This is a genomic window from Pandoraea sp. XJJ-1 (assembly GCF_026802345.1).
Taxonomy (GTDB): Bacteria; Pseudomonadota; Gammaproteobacteria; order Burkholderiales; family Burkholderiaceae; genus Pandoraea; species Pandoraea cepalis.
Window position 1 is genome coordinate 1,198,334 of sequence record NZ_CP113827.1, and the last position, 22,663, is coordinate 1,220,996.

The window sequence follows — 22,663 nt, forward strand, 5'->3', positions numbered from 1 at the left end:
AACGCATCCACTGTTTCAAATCCGGTTCTGTTTATGACGCAAGACACCAATCTCTACCGACTTTTTGCCGAGCGTTTTCCCGCCGATAAATCGGCGTGCGCGATCGAGACGCCCGAAGGGCTCTATTACAGTTGGGACGACGTCGAGCGCGCGAGCGCTCGCATGGCGAACCTGCTCGCGAGTCTCGACCTGACACCTGGCGCACGTATTGCCGTGCAGGTCGAAAAGTCGCCGGAGGCGCTGCTGCTCTACCTCGCCACCTTGCGCGCGGGGTTCGTGTATCTGCCGCTGAATACGGCATATCGCGAGGGCGAGATCGCTTACTTCGTCGAGAACGCCGCGCCGGATGTCGTGGTGTGCAGTCCGGCAAATTTCGGCTGGGTGTCGAAGGTTGCGTTCACTAACGGTGCGAAGCACGTCTATACGCTCGGCGACGATCGTACGGGTTCGCTGCTGGAGCGCGCGGCGTGGTTCGACGACTCCTTCGAGACGGTGCCGCGTGCGCCAGATGATCTCGCCGCCATTCTGTACACGTCGGGCACGACGGGCCGCAGCAAGGGGGCCATGCTCTCTCACGGCAACCTCGCGAGCAACGCGCGCGTGTTGCACGAGTTCTGGGGATGGGGCGAGCGCGAGGGCGGCGACGTGCTGCTGCACGCGCTGCCGATTTTCCACGTGCACGGGTTGTTCGTCGCGAGCCATGCGGCGCTGTATTCCGGCAGCAAGATGATCTGGATGACGAAGTTCGATGCACGTGAAGTGCTGCATCAACTTTCGCGTGCCACGGTGTTCATGGGCGTGCCGACGTATTACGTCCGGTTGCTGGCGGAGGCGGGGCTCGATCGCGAGGCGTGTCGCAACATGCGGCTGTTCATTTCTGGCTCGGCACCGCTGTTGAGCGAGACGTTCGACGCCTTCCGCGAGCGCACCGGCCATACGATTCTGGAGCGTTACGGCATGTCCGAGACGGTCATGCTCATCTCGAACCCGTATCGCGGCGATGCGGCGAGCGTGCGCCGCGCGGGTACGGTTGGCGTGCCGCTGCCGGGGGTGACGGTACGCGTGGTCGGCGACGACGCACAGCCATGCGGGTCGGGCGAGATCGGTCACATCCAGGTCAAGGGGCCGAACGTGTTTGCCGGCTACTGGCGCATGCCGGAGAAGACCGCAGAAGAGTTCACCGACGACGGCTTCTTCAAGACGGGCGACGTTGGAAAGTTCGATGAGCAGGGCTATGTGCACATCGTCGGTCGCTCGAAGGATCTCATCATCTCGGGCGGCTACAACGTTTATCCGAAGGAAATCGAGGGCTTCATCGACGAGATGGACGGCGTGGCCGAGTCGGCGGTGATTGGCGTTCCGCACCCGGACTTCGGTGAGGCGGTGGTGGCCGTCATCGTGCCGCGCGACGGTGCAAAGGCACCCGACGAACGAACGGTCATCGACACGCTCAAGCAGCGTATCGCCAACTTCAAGGTGCCCAAGCGTGTGCACGTCGTCGCCGAATTGCCGCGCAATACGATGGGCAAGGTGCAAAAGAACTTGCTGCGTGAGCGCTTCAAGTAAGCGCGATGCAGCATCGCGCGTCGGTCATCCAATATTGAACGTAAAAGAATGCCGCCCTCGACGGGGCGGCATGATAACTCACCTAACAACGTGCGGGCCCGCGCGGCTTACTTCATCTGCACCGTACCCGAGACCGTCACGGTCACCTGCGTTTTGCCGCCTTCGAGCTGCATCGGCGGCGCGGCGTCGGCGCCCGCACTCATGGCCATTGCCTTCATCGCGTACGGACGCGGCATCATCGGCGCGTTCGCACCGACCTGCACCTGACGGATCGTGTAGCTGCTGTAGCCGAAGGCCTTCGTGTTGTTCTGCGCCTGATCGCGGAACGCCTGGATGGCCTGATTCGTCAGCTCGGCCTGGGTCTTCTCCTGCGCTTCACGCGAGAGCGAGAACGACACGCCGTCCATCTGCATCTGGTTCGAGATCTGGCTGGCGAGACGCGATGCGGCACCGAAATCCTTCGAAGTCATTTGCAGTTCGGTGCGGCCTCGCCATGCGGTGATCTTGCCGTCGCGGTTGGTCGTCGGGTAGAGCGAGACGTTACCGGTCTGAACCTGCACGGCATTCTGGCCCTTGGCCACGGACATCGCGCTGTTGGCCTTCTGCGTGAGATTGCGCGACACGGTCGCGGCGTCGGCGCCTTGCTCCTGCGCGGACATCGTGATGTGAACGGTGTCCTGCTCGACTTCCTTCGTGGCGTGCGCTTCAAGGCCCAGTACACCCGAGACCTGACGGTTGGCATCTTCACCCGACTGGGCGTAGGCGACATTGGCGGCGGTGGCGATCAGCAGCGCGGCAGCGAGAGATTTGCGCATCGTATTGTCCTTTTTCGAGTGAGAGTTCGCCTGGGCGTGGCGAACGGTTGACCGGTCGCTCGCGCGGCCTTCGCGGCATGACGCTCGCCACATGATGGCGTGTCATGCGGTCATGGCCACAGGCTATGCCGGTGTCGGCAACCTGATACAGACGCTATCGCAACCGGGTTGGTTCCCCCGACACTTTCAGTCTTCAAGCAGATGCCGGGTGATGAACTTCCAGTGTTTGGGCGCCACGGGGGTGATCGAGAGACGGTTGCCGCGGGCGAGGACCAACATGCCGTCCAATTCCGGCGTCTGACGCATTTCCGTGAGCGGCATGAGGCGTGTCTTGCGATCCAGTTTGACGTCGACCAGCAGCCAACGTGGCGAATCCGGCGCCGACTTGGGATCGAAATAGGGACTCTTGGAGTCGAACTGGGTAGGGTCGGGATAGGGCGTCGACGCCACCGTCGCGAGTCCGGCGATACCGGGCACCGCACAGCTCGAATGATAGAAGAGCACGCCGTCGCCCACGCGCATCTCGTCGCGCATGAAGTTTCGTGCCTGATAGTTGCGCACGCCCGTCCACGCCAGGGTCTGGTGCTTCGCGCTGGCGAGATCGTCGATACTCGCCTCCTCGGGTTCGGACTTCATCAACCAGTAACGTTGTGTCATGCCGTTTCAGAGTTAAAGTTGTTGTAACGGTAGCAAACATCGCTCAAATTGACCAAAAATCGACGCATTTTGGATGGATGGGTTGCTGCGCTGCGATCCTTGGCCAAATCCTATACTATGCGTTTGTGATCTTCGTGTGACGATTGATGTGACCGGTTGGCGGAGTGCCCTGTCCGATCTCGCAACGGGCAGTGCTCGATGCGCTTGTCAACCCGCCATTCACACAGGTCGCGCGTACGTGCTTGAGCGATACATGTTCAACCCCCTATGCCGATAGGAGCGTGTCATGGCAGCAGAGCCGTCTGTTCGAACCAATGCGTTCATCTTTTATTCCCTCGCGACGGTGTCTTTCATCGAGACCAGCGTGCCGGAGTTCGTCTCCACGCTCAACCAGATGTATGGCGACGACGACGAGATGAGAACGTGGCTGCGCGATACCTGGCTGCCCGAGGAAGTCGAGCACGGGCGGCTCGCCAAGGACTACATCGCGCGTGTCTGGCCCGAGTTCGACTGGGCGCCGGCGTACGACGCATTTCTGGAACGCTATAAGCCGCGGTGCGATGTGCAGCACATGCGGCCGTCGCTGGCCCTCGAGGCGCTTTCACGCTGCGTGACCGAGACGCAAACGGCCATGATCTACCGCTGCCTGGAATCCTATATGCCGGTCGAGGAACTCAAGCAGATGATGCATAAGTTGAGCAATGAGGAGGTCGGCCACTATCGCTATTTCCGCAAGACATTCGATCGGTACAACGCGGTGGAGCAGCGCGGGGTGATCCGGCGGCTGAGAACCATGGTCGCGCGCAGCGAACTGGTGCGCGACGAGGACATTGCGTTCGCGTTCGAGCCGCTCAATCGATTCTGGCGCACACCGCCGCCGTTCGAGACGATGACCTGGGACGCGTTCCTCGCGATGTCGGGCGATGTGATGAAGCAGTACATGCCTGTCGAGGCGGCCACGCGCATGATGTTCAAGCCGCTGGAGACGGGATCGTGGTGGCGCGACCGTCCGGTCAAGGCGCTGCTGAGCTTTATGGTGCGCCGGCAGTATCCGCAACTGGGCAGCGAGGCGTGAGGGTGCCGATTGTCGGAACCTCGCGACGGTTCGGATGACGGATCCGATCACGGCAGACGAAAAAAAACCCCGCCGAGGCGGGGTTTTTTCGTAGTCGGTGAGAACCGTATTACTTGTTCGTGCCGACGACTTCGACTTCCACGCGGCGATCCGGTGCCAGGCACTTGATCAGCTGACCGCGATTCTTCTGGTTGCAACCGGTCGTGACCGGGTTGCGCTTGCCCTTGCCTTCCGTGTAGACGCGGTTGGCTTCAACGCCCTTGCTGACCAGATAGGCCTTCACAGCTTGAGCGCGACGCAGCGACAGACGGTCGTTGTACTTGTCCGAACCGATGCGGTCGGTGTAGCCCGTGGCAACCACGACTTCCAGGTTCAGTGCTTGAACCTTGCCAGCCAGGTCGTCCAGCTTGGCCTTGCCTTCCGGCTTCAGGATGGCCTTGTCGAAATCGAACAGGGCGTCAGCTTGGTACGTCACCTTCTGCGAAACCGGAGCGACCGGAACCGGAGCCGGTGCCGGAGCCGGTGCCTGGGCGATGATCGAACCATCGCACTTGGCATTGGCCGTGGCCGGGGTCCAGTAGGCATCGCGCCAGCACAGTTCGTCCGAGCCGTTCTTCCAAACCCACTCGCCGCTGCCGTTAACCCAGTTGTCGTTGACAGCTTGTTTCGAGGCCGCGATCGGACCCGGAGCGGTCTGGACATAATTTTGAGCCATAGCCGAAGCAGCCATCACTGCGGTAGCTGCAACGATCGCGAGCTTAGCGAATTTATTCATATTTCTCCTCTCGAAATGAGATTACCGCAGGGTTACTGCGAGCCTAGACGACGGTACCAAAGTCTTACATCGCTCGAAGTATAACATCGGCCTTTGCGCCAAAGCATGGCCCATGCACTTCGAATAATGTCTAACTTATGCCACGGCATTTTGCCATAGCGCTTCCGCCACCCGTGAGCAAAACCCCAAGTTTGCCGCCCGTCGTGGCGCAGTTGTGGCGTGAGCGCAACACCTTTTGAGGCCCCTCGCCAACCGTTTCATTCTTCGTCGTCATCGATCGTTTTGGTATGCCGGACGTGTCTTGTGCATCGCATCACGCTCGTTTCGGATGCCAATGACGGGCATGTTAGAATCTTAAGATCATATCGCCGGCAACCGCCTATCGCGATTAGGGTTTGATAGATACGAATAATGGATCAGTTCGCCAAAGAAACTCTCCCGATTTCGCTTGAAGAAGAAATGCGGCGGTCGTATCTCGATTACGCCATGAGCGTGATCGTCGGCCGCGCCCTGCCAGACGTGCGCGACGGCCTGAAGCCGGTGCACCGCCGTGCACTGTTTGCCATGCACGAGTTGAATAACGACTGGAACCGGGCATACAAGAAATCGGCACGTATCGTCGGTGACGTCATCGGTAAGTACCACCCGCACGGCGACGCCTCTGTATACGACACCATCGTTCGTATGGCGCAGCCGTTCTCGCTGCGCTACATGCTGGTCGACGGGCAGGGGAACTTCGGCTCGGTCGACGGCGACAACGCCGCTGCCATGCGATACACCGAAGTGCGCATGGCCAAGATCGGCCACGAGCTGCTCGCGGACATCGACAAGGAAACCGTCGACTTCGGTCCGAACTACGACGGCAGCGAGAAAGAGCCATTGATCTTGCCGGCCCGCATCCCGAACCTGCTGCTCAACGGTTCGTCGGGGATTGCGGTCGGCATGGCCACGAACATTCCGCCGCACAATCTCAACGAAGTCGTGGAAGGCTGTCTGCACGTGCTCAAGCACCCGGAAGCCACCATCGACGAACTCATCGAGATCATTCCGGCCCCGGATTTCCCGACGGCCGGCATCATCTACGGCATCTCCGGCGTGCGCGAGGGCTACCGCACCGGTCGCGGTCGTGTGGTGATGCGAGCGAAGACTCACTTCGAAGACATCGATCGCGGCCAGCGCGTGGCGATCATCGTCGACGAGCTGCCGTATCAGGTGAACAAGCGCTCACTGCTCGAGCGTATTGCCGAGCTGGTCAACGAGAAGCGTATTGAAGGGATTTCCGACATTCGCGACGAGTCCGACAAGAGCGGCATGCGCGTGGTGATCGAACTCAAGCGCGGCGAAGTGCCCGAGGTTGTGCTCAACAATCTCTATAAGCACACGCAGCTGCAAGACACGTTCGGCATGAACATGGTGGCGCTGGTCGACGGCCAGCCCAAGCTGCTGAACCTGCGCGAAATGCTGGTGCACTTCCTTGCGCACCGCCGCGAAGTGATTACTCGCCGCACGATCTACGAACTGCGTCGCGCCCGTGAGCGTGGGCATGTGCTCGAAGGTCTGGCGGTAGCGCTTGCTAACATCGACGACTTCATCGCGATCATCAAGGCGGCACCGACGCCGCCGATCGCGAAGGCCGCGTTGATGGAAAAGGCATGGGATTCGTCGGTCGTGCGCGACATGCTCGCGCGGGCCGAAAGCGATACGCAGGGCGGCCGTGCGGCCTACCGTCCGGAAGGGCTCGACGCCGCCGTGGGCATGCAGGCCGACGGACTCTACCGTCTGTCGGAGACGCAGGCGCAGGAAATTCTGCAGATGCGTCTGCAGCGCCTGACCGGTCTGGAACAGGACAAGATCGTTTCCGAGTACAAGGAAGTGATGGCCCAGATCGCCGACCTGCTCGACATCCTGGCGCGCCCTGAACGCGTGACGGCGATCATCGGCGACGAACTGACGGCCGTGCGCGCCGAGTTCGGCGACGAGCGTCGTTCGACCATCGAACACAACGCCACCGAACTCGACACCGAAGACCTGATTACGCCGCAGGACATGGTGGTTACGCTGTCGCACTCGGGCTACATCAAGTCGATGCCGTTGTCCGAATACCGCGCACAGAAGCGCGGTGGCCGAGGCAAGCAGGCTGCCGCGACCAAGGACGACGACTGGATCGACACGCTGTTCATTGCCAATACACACGATACGATTCTGTGCTTCTCGAATCGCGGCCGCGTGTATTGGATCAAGGTCTATGAAGTGCCGCAGGGGTCACGAACCTCGCGCGGGCGTCCGATCGTCAATATGTTCCCGTTGCAGGACGGCGAGAAGATCAACGTGGTGCTGCCGGTCAAGGCATACACGGAAGATCGCTTCGTGTTCATGGCCACGAGCCTGGGCACGGTCAAGAAGACGCCGCTGACGGCCTTCAGCCGTCCGCTCAAGAAGGGCATCATCGCGGTGAATCTCGATGACGGCGACGTGTTGATCGGCGCGGCCATCACCGACGGTGCCCACGACGTCATGTTGTTCTCGGACAGCGGCAAGGCGGTGCGTTTCGACGAAAACGATGTGCGTCCGATGGGACGCGAAGCGCGTGGCGTGCGCGGCATGCAGCTCGAAGACGGGCAGACGGTCATCGCGCTGCTGGTTGCCGAGAACGAGCAGCAGTCGGTGCTCACGGCGACCGAAAACGGCTACGGCAAACGCACGTCGATCACCGAATATACGCGCCACGGCCGTGGCACTAAGGGTATGATTGCGATCCAGACGAGCGAACGCAACGGCCGGGTGGTCGCGGCGACGCTGGTCGAGCCGGATGACGAGATCATGCTGATCACGACCGGCGGGGTGCTGATCCGTACGCGCGTGTCGGAAATTCGCGAAATGGGCCGGGCCACGCAGGGGGTGACGCTGATCAGCCTGGACGAAGGCACGACGCTTTCGGGCCTGCAACGCATCGTCGAGTCCGATGCCGAAATCGCGGAGAATGGCGGTGATGCTCAAGATGGCGACGAGACGCCGGAAGCGGATGTCACGGAATCATGACTGACGTAACGCGATGTAAGCTGCGGGCGCATTACCCCGAAAAGTCAGTAGAATCTGGCTCGATGCAGTGAAGTGCCCAGGCGAGGATGCATCTATTTATCGCCGGACAAAGCCGGCGAACTTTGGAGTGACTATTACTATGCAACATAACGTCAAGAAGTGGATGTGGCTGCTGCTCGCAGCGCCGGCAATGGCGATGGCTCAACAAAGCGCCCCGATCGATGCCGACAAGAAGGCCGCCATCAAGGACCTGCTCGACGCCATCGACGCGAATAAGCTCGTCGCTGCCATCGGTGACGGCGCGCAGCAACAGGCGAAGCAATTGGCGCCGCAAGTGCTCGAACGCCAACTGGTCGCCAACAAGACGATGAGCGATGCGCAGAAGCAGGCCATTGTGCCGACGCTGCAAGAGCGCTCGGTGCAAAAGCTCGTCGAGGGGGCAGGCAAGGTCTTCACTTCCGACGCGTTCAAGAACGATGCCGTGCAAGCGCAATACGCGGCTTATGGCAAGTTCTACACCACCGACGAAATCAAGGGTCTGACGGCGTTTTACAAGAGCGCGGTCGGCCAGAAGTACATCAAGGTGCAGGATCAGGTTGGCCAGGAAGTCGTTGGCGGTCTGATGCAGAAGTACATGCCGCAATCGATCGACGCGACCAGCAAGCAAGCGGACGCAGAGATTGCCGCGGCTGCCAAGTCGGCACCGAAGGCGCCGGCCAAGAAGTAAATTTCGGCCGGTCCCGCTGGGATTGACCGATAATGGCCGTTTGCGAGCGATCGCAAACGGCCATTTTGCATTGACGGTGTGAACTGCCGGGTTTTGCTCGGAATTTTCCGGCAAAGCCATCGTCCAGCGGCGGAATTGGGGCGGACACCCGCACGTCGAAGGCATCTGGCGGTATAGTGGGTCTTCGCCGCCTCGCAAACGAGTCATCGTCAGACGTGAAACGCAAGCCGCACGGGGCAGTGTCCGTCGGCTTGCGTTTCACTTTTACCGTGGCAAAACATTATGACGCGCGCTTTCAATTTTTCGGCCGGTCCGGCGGCGCTGCCGGCCGAGGTGCTGGCACAGGCTGCCGAGGAAATGCTCGACTGGCACGGCGCCGGTATGGGCGTGATGGAGATGAGCCATCGCGGACGTGAGTTCATGAGCATTCTGGCGCAGGCGCAGGCCGATCTGCGTGAGCTGCTCGCCGTGCCGGAGAACTACCGGATTCTGTTCATGCAGGGCGGCGCGCTGGCCGAGAACGCGCTCATCCCGATGAACCTGTTGGGCGGCGAGCGTGCGGGAGAGCGTCGTACGGCGGACTACGTCGTCACCGGGTCGTGGTCGGTGAAGTCGCAGAAGGAGGCGCGCAAGTATTGCGACGTCAATATCGCCGCGAGCACCGAAGCCGAGAAGTTCACCCGCCTGCCGACAATGGACGAATGGCAGTTGTCCAAAGATCCGGCTTACGTGCATATCTGTACGAATGAAACCATTCATGGCGTCGAGTATTTCTGGACGCCCGATTTGGGCGCCGCCGGGCGGCCGAACGTGCCGCTCGTGGCGGACGTCTCGTCGCACATTCTTTCGCGTCCGATGGATGTGTCGAAGTTCGGCGTGATGTACGGCGGCGCGCAAAAGAATATCGGTCCGTCGGGGCTGACGGTGGTCATCGTGCGCGACGACTTGCTTGGCCGCGCGTTGCCGATCACGCCGAGTGCGTTCGATTGGAAGATCGTTGCCGAGAACGACTCGATGTTCAACACGCCGCCGACCTACGCAATCTACATCGCCGGTCTGGTGTTCCAGTGGCTCAAGCGCCAGGGGGGACTGGTGGCCATGGAGGCGCAGAACAAGGCCAAGGCCGATTGCCTCTATGGTTACCTGGACAGCAGCGAGTTTTACCGCACACCCGTCGCGAAGGATTGCCGCTCGCGCATGAACGTGCCGTTTTTCCTGCACGACGACGCATTGAACGAGTCTTTCCTGGCCGGCGCTCGCGAGCGCGGCCTGCTGCAACTCAAGGGCCACAAGTCCGTGGGAGGCATGCGCGCCTCGATTTACAACGCGATGCCGCTGGCCGGCGTCAAGGCGCTGGTCGATTATCTGCGCGAATTCGAGCGCAGCCACGGCTGACGAGGGCGAACGGCCGGCGCAAAAGGAATGTCCCGACGCGCTTCGGGACATCGCGCCAAGCACGGTCGAATCGCCCGCCCCTGTTCCACTGCATGACGACAATACGCTCCATGGAAGACGATCTGAACGCATTGCTGCGCCCCTTGCGGGAGAAAATCGATGACATCGACGCGCAGCTTCTGAAACTGCTCAACCAACGCGCCGCCGTCGCCCTGGAAGTGGGCGAAGTCAAGAAGCGTTTCGGCGCGCCGGTGTTCCGGCCTGAGCGCGAATTGCAGGTCATTTCGCGTCTGCAACAAACCAACGACGGCCCGTTGTATGGCGACAATCTGGCGTCGATCTGGCGCGAGATCATGTCGGCCAGCCGTGCGCTGGAGAAGGTCATGACGGTCGCTTACCTGGGGCCGGCCGGCACCTACAGCGAACAGGCGGCATTTGCCTACTTCGGACAAAGCGTGAAAGGCTTGCCGTGCCCGTCGCTCGACGAGGTGTTCCGCGCCGTCGAGGCCGGCAGCGCGGACTTCGGCGTCGTGCCGGTCGAGAATTCGACCGAGGGTGTCGTGTCGCGCACGCTGGACCTGCTGCTGCAAAGTCCGCTGACGATCAGCGGCGAAGTGGCTTTGCCGATTCATCACAATCTGATGTCGCTCTCGGGCACGCTCGACGGGGTCAAGCGCATCTGCTCGCATGCGCAGTCGCTCGCCCAATGTCAGCACTGGCTTACGGCGCATTTTCCGCTGCTGGAGCGGCAGGCGGTGTCGAGCAATGCTGAGGCGGCGCGTATGGCGTCGGCCGATCCGACCATTGCGGCGATTGCCGGCGAGTCCGCGGCGACCCAGTACGGACTGCAGGTGGCCTACGCGCACGTGCAGGACGATCCGCACAACCGCACGCGATTCGTCGTTGTCGGCACGCAGGATCCGGCGCCGAGCGGCCACGATCAAACATCGCTGATTCTCTCGGTGCCGAATCGCGCCGGTGCCGTGGTGGCGTTACTCGAACCGCTGGCGAACAATGGCGTGTCGATGACGCGCTTCGAGTCGCGTCCGGCCAAAAGCGGCGCGTGGGAGTATTACTTCTACGTCGATTTCGAGGGTCATCGCGACGATCCCAATGTCGCCAAGGCGCTCGACGCGCTCCGTCAGAACGCGGCTTATTGCAAAGTGCTCGGGTCATACCCGCGCTCCGCATAACGGGGCGGCGGACGAAACACCATGAGTCTGAATAAACTCGTCATCTGCGGCGTCGGCCTGATTGGCGGTTCGCTCGCACGTGCGCTCAAGGCCGCGGGTGCCGTGAAGGAAGTCGTCGGCGTCGGGCGCAGCGAGGCGTCGCTGGCGCGCGCGCGCGAACTCGGTGTGATCGATCGGGCTGCCGTGTCAATGGCCGAGGCCGTGGCGGGGGCCGATATCGTCGTGCTCGCGGCGCCGGTGGCGCAGACGCCCGCATTGCTCGCGGCGATCCGCCCGTTTCTCGGTGGCGATACGATCGTGACCGACGCGGGAAGTACCAAAACGGACGCCGTAACCGCCGCCAAGGCCGCACTGGGCGACGAAGTCTGGCGCTTCGTGCCGGGGCACCCTATCGCCGGGGCGGAATTGTCCGGTGTCGATGCAGCGAAAGCCGATTTGTATCTCGACCGGCGCGTCGTGCTGTGTCCGCAAACGAACAATCGTCACGAGGACGTCGCGCGGGTGCGCGCGATGTGGGAGGCGACCGGGGCGCGTGTGTCGGAAATGTCCGAGACGCAGCACGATCGCGTATTCGCGTCGGTCAGTCACCTGCCGCATGTTCTCTCGTACGCGCTCATCGCGCAGATTCTCGAAGCCCCCGACGCTGCCTCGAAATTCGGTTTCGCGGGCGGTGGTTTTCGCGACTTTACGCGCATCGCGGCATCGAATCCGGAAATGTGGCGCGATATCTGTATGGCCAATCGCGAGGCACTGCTCGCCGAACTCGATGGCTACGTCGCGACGCTCGCGGGTTTGCGTCAATTGATCGATGCCGGTGACGGCGCCGGTCTCGAGGCCGTCTTCGCGCGCACCAGCCAGGCGCGCACGAACTGGGCCAAGCAACAGGAAAAGTAATGGAAACGCTCGATCTGGGTCCTTACGGACACGCCGAAGGCACGCTGCGCCTGCCCGGCTCGAAAAGTATCTCGAACCGCGTATTGCTGCTCGCCGCGTTGTCCCACGGCACAACCCGCGTGCGCGACCTGCTCGCGTCGGACGACACGAAGGTCATGCTCGACGCCTTGGCGACGCTTGGCGTCAAATGTACGCAGGTCGGTGACTCGCGCGATTTCATCGTTGAGGGCTGCGGCGGTGCATTTCCCGTCAAGACGGCCAAGCTGTTCATGGGCAACGCGGGCACGGCCATTCGTCCGCTGACGGCGGCGCTCGCGCTTAGCCACGGCGACTATGCGGTCTCAGGGGTGGCGCGTATGCACGAACGCCCGATCGGCGACCTGGTTGACGGCTTGCGTCAGCTCGGCGCGCATATCGATTACGTCGGTAACGCCGGCTATCCCCCGCTGCATATCCAGCCGGCCGATGTGGCCGCACCGTCGGCGCCCATTCGCGTGCGTGGCGATGTGTCGAGCCAGTTCCTTACCGCGTTGCTGCTCACGTTGCCGCTGTTGCCGTCGGCAACGGGCGAGATCGTCGTTGAAGTCGAGGGAGAGCTGATTTCCAAGCCGTACATCGACATCACGCTGCGACTGTTGCGGCGCTTCGGCATCGATGTCCGGCAAGACGGATGGTCGCGCTTCACGTTGCCGGCGGCGGATGCCGGCGGCGCGAAGTATCGGAGTCCGGGCGAGGTCCGGGTCGAAGGCGATGCGTCGTCGGCGTCGTACTTCCTCGCCGCCGGGGCCATTGGGGGCGGACCGCTGCGGGTGGAAGGCGTCGGCCGCGACAGCATTCAGGGCGATGTGCGTTTCGTGGACGCCCTCGCGGCGATGGGCGCGCGCGTCACACTGTTCGACGACGCCATTGAAGTGCACGGCGTCGACACGCCGAGCGGCAAGCTGCGTTCGCTCGACATGGACTTCAATCACATTCCCGACGCAGCAATGACGATCGCGGTCGCCGCCCTTTTCGCGGACGGCACCACCACGCTGCGCAATATCGCAAGCTGGCGCGTGAAGGAAACGGATCGTTTGGCCGCCATGGCAATCGAACTGCGCAAGGTGGGGGCAACGGTGGAGGAGGGCACGGACTATTTGCGTGTCACGCCGCCCGCCGCACTCACACCGAACGCGGCCATCGACACCTACGACGATCACCGTATGGCGATGTGCTTCTCACTCGTGAGCCTGGGCGGCGTGCCGGTGACGATCAACGATCCGAAATGCGTTGCCAAGACGTTCCCGACGTATTTCACCGAGTTTGCGCGCGTTGCGTCCTAGCGCGTTGCAAATGCTGGGTCGCACGCCGTTGTTGAAAGGGCAGAACTGACGGTACGTACGCGCATCGGCCCCTGATTGTCGGAAGACCACTCGGGGGCCGATCACGCTGGCCGTGTGCGTGGCCAGGCCCCTGGCACGAGATCGACCGCCCGGTGCACCTCAATTTCCCTCCTGTCTATCTGCATAGCCCCGCGTGCCGCGCGGCTCGGGATCGGCGTGCTCTGCCTGCCTCGCCCCGGAAACATCCGGCCTCTCCGGCGCTTTCGGCCTCTCCGGCACATCCGGCACATCCGGCACATCCGGCACATCCGGCACATCCGGCGCATCCGGCACATCCGGCACATCCGGCACATCCGGCACATCCGGCACATCCGGCACATCCGGCACATCCGGCACATCCGGCACATCCGGCACATCCGGCACATCCGGCACATCCGGCGCATCCGGCACATCCGGCACATCCGGCGCATCCGGCACATCCGGTACATCAGGCGCATCAGGCGCATCAGGCGCGAGCCGGCCGGACGTCACTTTTCCCAGCCACCCGTCGGCGCATTTGTGCGGATTTTCGCGCAATGCGCATGTCGCGACACGCGGGCACCGTGCTGCATCAAGGCATTGCGTTCGCCGATGTGATTGGCATGCGAATTGCATAACGTTCTCCAAACAATCGAATATCGATCATCAGGAGACATGTCATGACATTCACCCGCCTTCCCATTTACTGACCCACCGGGCCCAACCGGCCCGGCCTCAGGCCGTCGGTTCCCATTCGCTTCCCACGTAGCAGAACCCTGACCACGTGCGTCATTGCGGCTTTCGCCGCGCGGCGTGGACAGGTCTTGATGTCAAAACGATCCAGAGGAGATTTCAATGCACGCGCGACTGACCCGTAAAACCGCCACTTCGCTGAAAATGACCGCCGCCGCGATCGCTTGCGCGTTCGCCAGCCTGGGGGCGCAAGCTGCACAGGCGCCAGCACAGATCAGTATTGGCACGCTCTACGCGAGCACTGGCCCGTTCGCGGTGGCTTCCCAGGGGCAATACGAAGGGCTGAAGTTCTGGGCCGACACCGTCAACAAGCAGGGCGGGGTGCTCGTCAAGGCATACGGCAAGAAGATTCCCGTGAAGATCGTGGCGTACGACGACCAGAGTTCGACGTCCACGGCCACCACGCTCTATAACCAGTTGATCACGCAGGACAAGGTCGACATCCTCGTGGCCGACTTTGGGTCGGTGCTGACGTCGGTCGCGGTGCCGCTCGCGGCTGAGCACCACATGCTGTTGATCGATCCGACCGGCTCGGGGGCGAACTTCTTCACTCAGAAGACCGATTACCTCGCCGATGTGAGTATTCCGTCGTCGACGGTCTGGCCGGTGCCGCTCGCCAACTTCCTCCTCAAGCAGAAGATCAAGCGCGTGGCGATTGTCTACGGCGCGAACGATTTCGATGCCTCGCAAGCCGAAACGATGAAGGCGGAACTCGCGAAGGGAGGCGTGACGCCGGTGTTCTACCACAGCGTGCCGACCACGGAATCGAACTACAACGTGCTGCTGCACACGGCGAAGGCCGCCAATCCCCAGGCGTTGCTTGAATTCGGCTACGCGCCGAACGACATCGCATTCCTGCGCGCGCTGTCGCAAAGCGGCCTGCATTTCGACATGACGTTCACGATCTTCCCGGGGCAACTGCTGCAACTGCTCACGAAGAATGCGGGGGTCGATGCGCTCGCCTACACGTACACGTACCCCACGCCGCCGCTGGTCAAGTACGACAAGGTCACTTACGGGATGAATACCGCGCAATTTGTGCAGGCGTTCCAGGCCGACCAACACAAGGATCCGACCTTCCTCGACTCGGCCGGTTACAACACGGGCATTGTCATGGAGAAGATGCTTGGCGACGCACCGACGTTTGCACAACCGGCCTTCCATCAGGCCTTGATGGACATGTCCGGAAAGACGACCACGCTGCTGGGGCCGTTCCAGATCAATGCGAACGGGGCGCAGCTCGGCCAACCGTTCCCGGTCGCCCAGATGGTGCCGGACGGCAACAAGGGGCTCAAGTTCGTCGTCGTGTATCCGGACTCGCATGCGACCGGCAAGCCGGTGTATCCGGCGCCGACGCACTGATCGTCAGTCGCATCGTCTGATCAGGAACCGGCCGGCGCCGAACGACGGCGCCGGCGACGACATCCTCGCTTGCGAAGGGACGAACGTGGAACTTCTTGCTTATGCCGTCATGGGCGGCATTCTGTACGGTATCTTCTTCACGCTGGTCGGCCTGGGACTCAATCTCGTGTTCGGCGTGATGCGTATCATCAATCTCGCGCACGGGCAGTTCATCGTGCTGGGCAGCTATGCGGCGTGGATGGTCTCGCATCATTTCGGCCTGAGTCCGTTGTGGGCCATTCCCGTGTCGGTGGCCGCGGCAACGATCATTGGCTGGCCGATGTATCGGGCCGTCGTGCCGCGGCTGCAGCGCAGCGACGACCCGGAGATGCTGTCGTTCATCCTGTTCTTCGGCATTGGCCAGATGCTCGAGTCGTTGACGGTACTGATGTTCGGCGCCGACCAGCGCTCGTTGCCCGACGATGCGCTCGGCAGCGGCAATCTGGGGGCCTTCGGCCAGCAGTTTCCCGATAGTTGGTGGTGGGCCGCCGGCATCAGCGTTGCGGCGCTGGTCGTGCTGTGGCTGTATTTCTCGCGCACGCGGTTCGGCTATGCAACTCGCGCGGTGATGGCCAATCGGGAAGAGGCCGTTGCCACCGGAATCGACGTGCGCCGTGTGTCGACCATTGCGTTTGTCGCAGGTCTCGCGCTCGCGGGTATCGCGGGCGTGTTCGTGCCGTATCTCCTCGGCTCGGTGTCGCCCGATCTTGGCGACAACCTCACCACGACCGCGTTCGCGATCGTGGTCATCGGCTCCCTTGGCAATCCGCTTGGCACGATTGCCGGCGGGCTCGTGTTCGGTCTCGGCACGATGCTGATGCAAACCTATTACTCGTCGTGGTCGAACGTAGTGCCGTATGCGCTGCTGTTGATCATTGTGCTCATTCGTCCCTCGGGCTTGCTCGGAAAGGCGGTGCGTCTTGCTTGATACCACTCTGAACCCCACCGGACAGACGGCGCCGCGACGCTTGCGCGCACCGGCTATCACGCTTGCAGTGGTTGCCGCGATCTTCCTCGTGGCACCTCATGTGTACGCCAACCAGTCGCTGCTGTTCACGATCATGACGTTTATCGTGCTGGCACAGGGACTCAACCTGCTGTACGGCTTCACCGGCTATTTGCCGTTCGGCTATGTGGGCTTTTTCGGCAGTGGTGCCTATGCAACGTCGCTGCTCGTGCTTCATACGCACCTGCCCATTCTCGCGTGCGTCGCGGGCGGCGGCCTCGCGGCCGCACTGCTCGGGCTGGTGCTCGGGCCGCTGTTGCGGCTCTCGGGCGCTTACTTCTCGATCGCAAATCTCGCGGCGTCGCAGATCATCTACTTCGTTGTGTCGAACCCGAACCTGTCCGACGTGACCGGCGGCCCCTACGGACTCAAGATCGAACAGGTCTACAGTCCGGACGCAAGCTACGCCTGCATGCTCGGCGTTTTGCTCATCGCGTGCGCATTTGCGGCGTACTTCCGCACGTCCGGCTTTGGCATGTCGCTGCGTGCGGTCAAGCAGGATCCGGTGAGCGCGGCGATGGCGGGCGTCAACGTTGTGCAGGCGCGTCTCGTCGCGTGGCTGGTGTCGGCATTGATCGCCGGGCTCGCGGGCGGCACCTACGCATGGGGCATCTCGGTGTTCTATCCCGACGCGGTGTTCACGTTGCAGTTCTCGGTGTTCGCCATCGTGTTCGCACTCTTCGGCGGCGTCGGCACGGTCATCGGGCCGATTGTCGGCGCGGGGCTGCTCTACGTCCTGTACGCGGCGATCGGGATTTCCACGCCACAGTACTTCCAGTTCATCTATGGCGGTCTCATCGTGCTGCTCGTGCTGTTTCTGCCGGGTGGCCTCCTGTCGCTGCTGCAACGTCGGGGTATCCATGTCTTCTGAATTGTTGCAACTCGTGGGCGTTCACAAGCGCTTCGGCGCACAGGTCGTGCTCAACGATGTGAACTTTGCTGTCGTGCCCGGCGAGATCGTCGGTCTCGTCGGGCCGAATGGCTCCGGCAAGACGACGACCATCAACGTGATCTCGGGTCTCCTGCAGGCGGACGAGGGCGCGATCGATTTCCTCGGGCAAACGATCAACCGCATGCCGATGCACCGGCGTGTACACCTTGGCATCAACCGTACGTTTCAGGTGCCGAAGGTGTTTCGCGACATGACTGTGCATGAGAACGTTGAAGTCGCGGCGCGCAGCGTGCGTCTGGATCCCCGCGAGATCGGACCGATTCTCGAAGACATCGGTCTCGCCAGTGTGGCGTCGCGTGTCGCGGGTTCGCTGACGGTGAATCAACAGAAGCTGCTCGATCTCGGACGGGCGCTTGCCACGCGGCCGCAATTGCTGCTGGTCGACGAGATTGGCGCGGGGCTCAATCCCGCGGAATTGAATGTGATTGCCGAGTTGCTGCAACGACTGTCGGCACGTGGCATCGCGATGATCGTGGTCGAGCACTTGCTCGATTTTCTCAACCGCATCACCGAACGTGTGATCGTGCTCGGCGCCGGGCGCATGTTGTTCGAGGGACCGCTCGCGTCGGCCGCGCGCGACCCCGAGGTGATCGCTGCATTCATTGGAGCGGCATGATGACGGCATCCCTGGTAATCGAAGGCGTGGAGGCCGGCTATGGGGACATGCAGGTGCTCTGGGGCGTCGATATGCGGGTCGAGCCCGGGCAAACCGTGTTGTTGCTCGGTGCAAACAGCGCGGGCAAGACGACGCTGCTGCGCACGCTGATTGGGCTATTGCCGTGCAAGGGCGGGCGCATCACGCTCGACGGCGAGCGCATTGACACGCTGCGGCCTGATCAGCGGATTCGGCGCGGCATCGCATTCATGTCGGAGCTCGGTGTATTTCCGACGCTGTCGATCGACGAGAACATCGCGCTCGGCGGCTATTTCATGCCCGAAGCGAAAATCCGTCAGCGCAAGGAAGTGTTGTTCGCGCTTTTTCCCGCACTGGCGGCGAAGCGGCGTGCTGCCGCGGCAAGCCTGTCGGGGGGGCAACGCAAGATGCTCGGCATCGCGAAGGTGCTAATCGCCGAACCCCGCCTCCTGTTGATGGACGAGCCGTCCTCCGGTCTCGCGCCGGTGTTCGTCAAGCACGTGATCGACGCGTTGCGCACGGCCATTGGCGACGGAACCTCGTTGCTGATCGCGGAGCAGAATATCGCGTTCCTCGATCTTGCCGATCGCGGTTACTTGCTCGATCACGGCAAGGTTCGCGTGTCGGGCTCGCGCGCGGAGCTCGAAGCGAGCGACGCCGTGCGCGAGACTTACTTCGGGCTGTAAGGTTCGTTTGGCGAACGATGTCCGGGATGTCGACGCGTTGTCGTCGCGGACGCAGGACGCGGGCCTGATGAGGCCCCCTCCCGCCAGAGGATCGAGCGGAGCACGGGGATCGGGTACGCCGGACAAGCGCTTGTGCCGATGGTCGTCGGTCGCCGCACCGTTAGAATGATGGCTTCAGAGGAGACGGTGCGATGGGGCGGTGGGCAATGGACGTTCGCGGGCCCGCGGGGCGCGGGCTTGCGGGGAGGCGGTCGTGAAGTTCGTCAGCGCAACGTCGCGTCGCACGCGTGTTTTGCTCGCGCTCGTGGTCGCGTTCGCCTTGCTGACGGTGGTTGGCGCATGGGTGGCCTATCGTTACGCGGAGCAGGTGGAGATTCGCACGCTGCGAGACACCGCTGCGCACCGGCTCGACGGCTACGAGAACGCGCTGACGAGCGAGGTTCGACACTATAGCTATCTGCCGTCGCTCGCGAGCCTGAATGCCGACGTGCTCTCGATGCTGCGCCATCCGACCGATCGCGATCTGGTCGCGCGGGTCAATGCGTATCTGCAGACCGTCAATGCAGACGCGGGCTCCAGCGCGTTCTACGTGATGGACAAGCAAGGCAACACGCTCGCGGCGAGCAACTGGAACCAGCCGAAGACGTTCGTCGGGTCGAACTTTTCGTTCCGCCCGTACTTTATCGGCGCCATGCGAGACGGCCATGGCCGTTTCTACGGGCTGGGCACCGTGAGCAATGAGGCGGGCTATTTTCTGGCCGAACGGATCTATGACGACGCGCATCGCGTGCTTGGCGTCGTGACGCTCAAGGTCAATCTCGACCGGATCGAATCGGTCTGGCGACAGGGCGCCGAGCCCGTGCTCGCCGTCGATTCGCATGGCGTGATCATGCTGTCGTCGGTGCCGGGGCTCAAATACAGGACACTACGTCCGCTGTCGGCGGCCGCGCGCGCCGAGATCGTGAGTACGCACCAGTACGATGCGCCGGGGGCACTCATGCCCGCTGGCTTCACCATCGAGCGCACACTCGCACCCAATGCGTGGATCGAGTCGGTGGCGCGCGACAATCCGCTGGCCGCCAGCCTGCCGACCCCTCAGCCGTTTCCAACCGAATTCCTGGTCGTTACCCGTCCCGTATCGGGCACCGACTGGCACATTGTCGTGCTGTCGAATCTCGCGCCTGCGCGAGCGGTGGCGCGTGCATTGGCCCGATCGGCCGCGCTCGGGCTCGCATTCGTCGTCGTGCTGGCGCTGACGGTGTGGCAGCGACGGCGCATTGTCGCGCAACGGCTGGCACTGCGCGAGGCGCTGCAGCAACTGAACGAGGAGCTCGAGCGCAAGGTCGCGCGGCGCACTGCGGCGCTGAGCCGCGCGAACCGCAATCTGGAGCACGAGGTCGCGATGCACAGGGAAACCGAGGCGCAGCTCAAGGCGGCATTCGAGGAGCTTGTGCAGGCGGGCAAGATGGCGGCGCTCGGGCAGATGGCGGCGGGCGTCACCCACGAGCTCAATCAGCCGCTCGCGGCGCTACGCACGCTGTCGGACAACGCGCTGACATTCCTCGAACGGGGGCGGCCGAGTCACGCCGAGGCCAATCTTCGGATGATCGGCGAGTTGATAGAGCGAATGGGGCGGATCACGTCGCAACTGAAGCGCTTCGCCCGCAAGGCGCCGACGCAGCTCCAGCCTGTCGTTGCCGCCGAGGCGATCAATAACGCGTTGTTCCTCGTTGGACAGCGGCTGCGAAAGGAGCGGGTCGAGCTCATGTTCGACGCGCAATTGGCCGATGCCCGCGTGCTCGCCGATGCCAATCGGCTCGAGCAAGTGCTCGTGAACCTGTTCACGAACGCGCTCGACGCGATGGCCATCACCCCGGTGCGACGCCTTGAGGTGACGGTCGAGGCGGATGGCAATACGACCGTGATCCGGGTGCGCGATACCGGCATGGGGCTTTCCGAGGCTGTGCGCGCGCGGCTCTTCGAGCCGTTCTTCACGACGAAGGAGCAGGGCACGGGGCTGGGCCTCGGGTTGGCGATCTCCGAGGGCATCGTGCGTGAGTTCAGCGGTTCGCTGAAAGCCTCCGGCCGGCCGGAGGGCGGCGCCGAGTTCAGTATTTATCTACGTACGTACAGGGAGGGCAACCCGTGATCCCAGACAGCTTGCGCGTGCTGCTCGTGGAGGATGACGCGGCAGTGAGGCTCGGTACTGTCCAGGCGTTGCAGCTAGCGGACATCGAGGTCGACGCGTTTGGAAGCGCCGAGGAGGCGCTTGAGCACATCGACGGCGATTTTCCGGGTATTGTCGTCAGCGATGTGCGTCTGCCCGGCATGACGGGACTCGAACTGCTCGAACGCGTGAAGGCAATGAGCGCGTCGATGCCGGTCATTCTCGTGACCGGGCACGGCGACATCGCGATGGCGGTACAGGCCATGCGCCTCGGCGCTTACGACTTCGTTGAAAAGCCGTTCGCGTCGGAGCGGATCGTCGAGCTTGCGCGACGTGCGCTCGAGCACCGACGGCTTACGCTCGAACTGACGGCCGTGCGCAGGCAGCTCGAGAGTCGTGATCGTATCGATGCGAGGATCCTCGGGAATTCGCGACCCGTGGAGCATTTGCGCAAGCTGATCCTCGAACTGGCCAATACCGATGCGAACGTGCTGGTGTTCGGCGAGACGGGCACCGGCAAGGAACTGGTTGCGCGCTGCCTGCACGACTTCGGCCCGCGCCGCGACAAACCCTTTGCCGCGCTGAACTGCGCGGGCCTTCCCGAATCGCTATTCGAGAGCGAAGTGTTCGGCCATGAGGCTGGCTCGTTCACGGGGGCGTTGAAACGTCGCATCGGCAAGCTGGAGTATGCGCAGGCCGGCACGCTCTTTCTCGACGAGATCGAGACGATGCAGATGGCGCTTCAGGTCAAGTTCCTGCGTGTGCTTCAGGAGCGCCAGTTCGAGCGGATTGGCTCGAACGAACTGCTGCCGATGAATTGCCGGATCATTGCCGCGACGAAGGCGGATCTGCTCGAGCTCGCCCGCCAGCAGCGGTTTCGCGACGATCTCTACTATCGGCTTGGGGTGATCGTGCTCGAGATCCCCTCGCTACGGGAGCGTCGGGAAGACATTCCGCTGCTGTTCGAGCACTTTGTGCTGCGGGCGGCGGCGGCGTACGGTCGTCCGGTGCCGGAGATCGGCGCCGAGCGTCTGAATCGGCTGATGGCGCGCCCGTGGCCCGGAAACGTGCGCGAACTGTGCAACGTCGCCGAGCGCTTTACGCTCGGACTCGGGACCGGAGATCCGGACGACGGCCCGCAGGGGACGCCGCGCACGCTCGACGAGCAGATGAACCTGTTCGAGCGGCGTTTCATCGAAGAGGCGTTGCGCGCGTCCGGCGGACGCGCATCGCTCGCTTGCGAAAAGCTGGGCATTCCCCGAAAGACCTTGTACGACAAGATGCGGCGCCTCGGCATCGCGTCCGATGATTTCAAGTGAAATCAGGGCAAGGGAAGCGATCGGATCCATCGGCCGGTCGCGCCCCCTGCCGCCGCGAGACCGCGATTCCGGCGGCGCGTCAGTCGTGCGCGAGGCACGACGGCTATACTGGTCAGGTCAGCGTTGCTTGAGTTCGCTGCCGGTCGCCGAATCGATGGTCGCGATCCCCCATTGCCACCCTAATCCCGGGCAGTTTGAAGGCGGGACAACGTGCGGTAGCGAATTCGCATAGCGCCCCTCGTGGCCGCCGCGGCCCGGTGGTCGGGATC

Annotated in this window: 19 protein-coding genes; 15 read left to right on the top strand and 4 right to left on the bottom strand. The window is 62.7% G+C overall.

The genetic code is table 11. From position 1 onward, the window contains the following. The first annotated feature begins 33 nt into the window (after positions 1–33). Positions 34–1,566 (top strand): malonate--CoA ligase, encoded by a 1,533-nt coding sequence (locus OYT13_RS05530; protein ID WP_017232108.1) that lies wholly within the window; start codon positions 34–36, stop codon positions 1,564–1,566. 107 nt (positions 1,567–1,673) lie between these two features. On the opposite strand, the gene OYT13_RS05535 is transcribed toward OYT13_RS05530, so the two are convergent. Both OYT13_RS05535 and OYT13_RS05540 read right to left on the bottom strand, forming a co-directional pair. Then, entirely contained in the window at positions 1,674–2,381 is a 708-nt protein-coding gene (locus OYT13_RS05535; RefSeq protein WP_261939040.1) for an SIMPL domain-containing protein, read from the bottom strand. A 186-nt stretch (positions 2,382–2,567) separates the two neighbouring features. Further along, positions 2,568–3,038 (bottom strand): EVE domain-containing protein, encoded by a 471-nt coding sequence (locus tag OYT13_RS05540; protein WP_268567391.1) that lies wholly within the window; start codon positions 3,036–3,038, stop codon positions 2,568–2,570. 286 nt (positions 3,039–3,324) lie between these two features. On the opposite strand from OYT13_RS05540, the gene OYT13_RS05545 reads away from it, so the two are divergent. After that, on the top strand, positions 3,325–4,113 hold the full coding sequence (locus OYT13_RS05545; protein WP_130025188.1) for a hypothetical protein: 789 nt from the start codon (positions 3,325–3,327) through the stop codon (positions 4,111–4,113). Positions 4,114–4,222: 109 nt separating this feature from the next. Here OYT13_RS05545 and ompA read toward each other — a convergent pair whose 3' ends face one another. After that, positions 4,223–4,888 (bottom strand): outer membrane protein OmpA, encoded by a 666-nt coding sequence (gene ompA / locus OYT13_RS05550; protein WP_017232104.1) that lies wholly within the window; start codon positions 4,886–4,888, stop codon positions 4,223–4,225. Positions 4,889–5,299: 411 nt separating this feature from the next. On the opposite strand from ompA, the gene gyrA reads away from it, so the two are divergent. The 6 genes from gyrA to aroA all read left to right on the top strand — a co-directional run bounded on the left by gyrA (position 5,300) and on the right by aroA (position 13,458). After that, on the top strand, positions 5,300–7,927 hold the full coding sequence (gene gyrA, locus OYT13_RS05555) for a DNA gyrase subunit A (protein WP_150563143.1): 2,628 nt from the start codon (positions 5,300–5,302) through the stop codon (positions 7,925–7,927). A 139-nt stretch (positions 7,928–8,066) separates the two neighbouring features. Continuing rightward, positions 8,067–8,654, top strand: a complete 588-nt coding sequence (locus tag OYT13_RS05560; protein WP_017232102.1) for a DUF2059 domain-containing protein — start codon at positions 8,067–8,069, stop codon at positions 8,652–8,654. A gap of 282 nt (positions 8,655–8,936) precedes the next feature. Next, on the top strand, positions 8,937–10,049 hold the full coding sequence (gene serC / locus OYT13_RS05565) for a 3-phosphoserine/phosphohydroxythreonine transaminase (protein ID WP_261939039.1): 1,113 nt from the start codon (positions 8,937–8,939) through the stop codon (positions 10,047–10,049). Positions 10,050–10,159: 110 nt separating this feature from the next. Continuing rightward, the gene (gene pheA, locus OYT13_RS05570; RefSeq protein ID WP_017232100.1) at positions 10,160–11,242 is read left to right on the top strand and encodes a prephenate dehydratase; all 1,083 of its coding nucleotides are present in this window, start codon (positions 10,160–10,162) and stop codon (positions 11,240–11,242) included. 21 nt (positions 11,243–11,263) lie between these two features. Further along, positions 11,264–12,136 carry a prephenate dehydrogenase gene (locus OYT13_RS05575; protein WP_017232099.1) on the top strand — a complete coding sequence of 291 codons (873 nt, stop codon included), beginning with the start codon at positions 11,264–11,266 and terminating at the stop codon, positions 12,134–12,136. Next, a complete protein-coding gene (aroA, locus tag OYT13_RS05580) occupies positions 12,136–13,458 on the top strand; it encodes a 3-phosphoshikimate 1-carboxyvinyltransferase (protein ID WP_017232098.1) in 1,323 nt (440 codons plus the stop codon). The genes OYT13_RS05575 and aroA overlap by 1 nt, the downstream gene beginning before the upstream one ends. Before the next feature lie 159 nt (positions 13,459–13,617). On the opposite strand, the gene OYT13_RS05585 is transcribed toward aroA, so the two are convergent. Next, entirely contained in the window at positions 13,618–14,034 is a 417-nt protein-coding gene (locus OYT13_RS05585; protein ID WP_268567392.1) for a hypothetical protein, read from the bottom strand. 297 nt (positions 14,035–14,331) lie between these two features. Between OYT13_RS05585 and OYT13_RS05590 the strand changes: the two genes are divergently transcribed. From OYT13_RS05590 to OYT13_RS05620, 7 genes are all read left to right on the top strand, one after another. Further along, positions 14,332–15,591, top strand: coding sequence for an amino acid ABC transporter substrate-binding protein (locus OYT13_RS05590; RefSeq protein WP_017232096.1), 1,260 nt, complete (start codon positions 14,332–14,334; stop codon positions 15,589–15,591). 85 nt (positions 15,592–15,676) lie between these two features. Then, entirely contained in the window at positions 15,677–16,558 is an 882-nt protein-coding gene (locus OYT13_RS05595) for a branched-chain amino acid ABC transporter permease (RefSeq protein ID WP_026131626.1), read from the top strand. Further along, positions 16,551–17,507 carry a branched-chain amino acid ABC transporter permease gene (locus tag OYT13_RS05600; RefSeq protein ID WP_017232094.1) on the top strand — a complete coding sequence of 319 codons (957 nt, stop codon included), beginning with the start codon at positions 16,551–16,553 and terminating at the stop codon, positions 17,505–17,507. The genes OYT13_RS05595 and OYT13_RS05600 overlap by 8 nt, the downstream gene beginning before the upstream one ends. After that, positions 17,497–18,204, top strand: coding sequence for an ABC transporter ATP-binding protein (locus OYT13_RS05605; RefSeq protein ID WP_017232093.1), 708 nt, complete (start codon positions 17,497–17,499; stop codon positions 18,202–18,204). The genes OYT13_RS05600 and OYT13_RS05605 overlap by 11 nt, the downstream gene beginning before the upstream one ends. Further along, a complete protein-coding gene (locus OYT13_RS05610; protein ID WP_232424507.1) occupies positions 18,201–18,908 on the top strand; it encodes an ABC transporter ATP-binding protein in 708 nt (235 codons plus the stop codon). Before OYT13_RS05605 ends, OYT13_RS05610 begins: the two co-directional genes overlap by 4 nt. Before the next feature lie 253 nt (positions 18,909–19,161). Continuing rightward, a complete protein-coding gene (locus tag OYT13_RS05615) occupies positions 19,162–21,057 on the top strand; it encodes a sensor histidine kinase (protein ID WP_017232091.1) in 1,896 nt (631 codons plus the stop codon). Continuing rightward, positions 21,054–22,394, top strand: a complete 1,341-nt coding sequence (locus tag OYT13_RS05620) for a sigma-54-dependent transcriptional regulator (protein WP_017232090.1) — start codon at positions 21,054–21,056, stop codon at positions 22,392–22,394. The genes OYT13_RS05615 and OYT13_RS05620 overlap by 4 nt, the downstream gene beginning before the upstream one ends. Positions 22,395–22,663: the final 269 nt, after the last annotated feature.

Bases quoted from the DNA above. Each gene is read 5' to 3' on its own strand.
- gyrA (WP_150563143.1), top strand. From the start codon at position 5,300: ATGGATCAGTTCGCCAAAGAAACTCTCCCGATTTCGCTTGAAGAAGAA.
- OYT13_RS05535 (WP_261939040.1), bottom strand. From the start codon at position 2,381: ATGCGCAAATCTCTCGCTGCCGCGCTGCTGATCGCCACCGCCGCCAAT.
- ompA (WP_017232104.1), bottom strand. From the start codon at position 4,888: ATGAATAAATTCGCTAAGCTCGCGATCGTTGCAGCTACCGCAGTGATG.
- OYT13_RS05575 (WP_017232099.1), top strand. From the start codon at position 11,264: ATGAGTCTGAATAAACTCGTCATCTGCGGCGTCGGCCTGATTGGCGGT.
- OYT13_RS05605 (WP_017232093.1), top strand. From the start codon at position 17,497: ATGTCTTCTGAATTGTTGCAACTCGTGGGCGTTCACAAGCGCTTCGGC.
- OYT13_RS05545 (WP_130025188.1), top strand. From the start codon at position 3,325: ATGGCAGCAGAGCCGTCTGTTCGAACCAATGCGTTCATCTTTTATTCC.
- OYT13_RS05610 (WP_232424507.1), top strand. From the start codon at position 18,201: ATGATGACGGCATCCCTGGTAATCGAAGGCGTGGAGGCCGGCTATGGG.
- pheA (WP_017232100.1), top strand. From the start codon at position 10,160: ATGGAAGACGATCTGAACGCATTGCTGCGCCCCTTGCGGGAGAAAATC.
- OYT13_RS05560 (WP_017232102.1), top strand. From the start codon at position 8,067: ATGCAACATAACGTCAAGAAGTGGATGTGGCTGCTGCTCGCAGCGCCG.
- serC (WP_261939039.1), top strand. From the start codon at position 8,937: ATGACGCGCGCTTTCAATTTTTCGGCCGGTCCGGCGGCGCTGCCGGCC.
- OYT13_RS05590 (WP_017232096.1), top strand. From the start codon at position 14,332: ATGCACGCGCGACTGACCCGTAAAACCGCCACTTCGCTGAAAATGACC.
- OYT13_RS05540 (WP_268567391.1), bottom strand. From the start codon at position 3,038: ATGACACAACGTTACTGGTTGATGAAGTCCGAACCCGAGGAGGCGAGT.
- aroA (WP_017232098.1), top strand. From the start codon at position 12,136: ATGGAAACGCTCGATCTGGGTCCTTACGGACACGCCGAAGGCACGCTG.
- OYT13_RS05530 (WP_017232108.1), top strand. From the start codon at position 34: ATGACGCAAGACACCAATCTCTACCGACTTTTTGCCGAGCGTTTTCCC.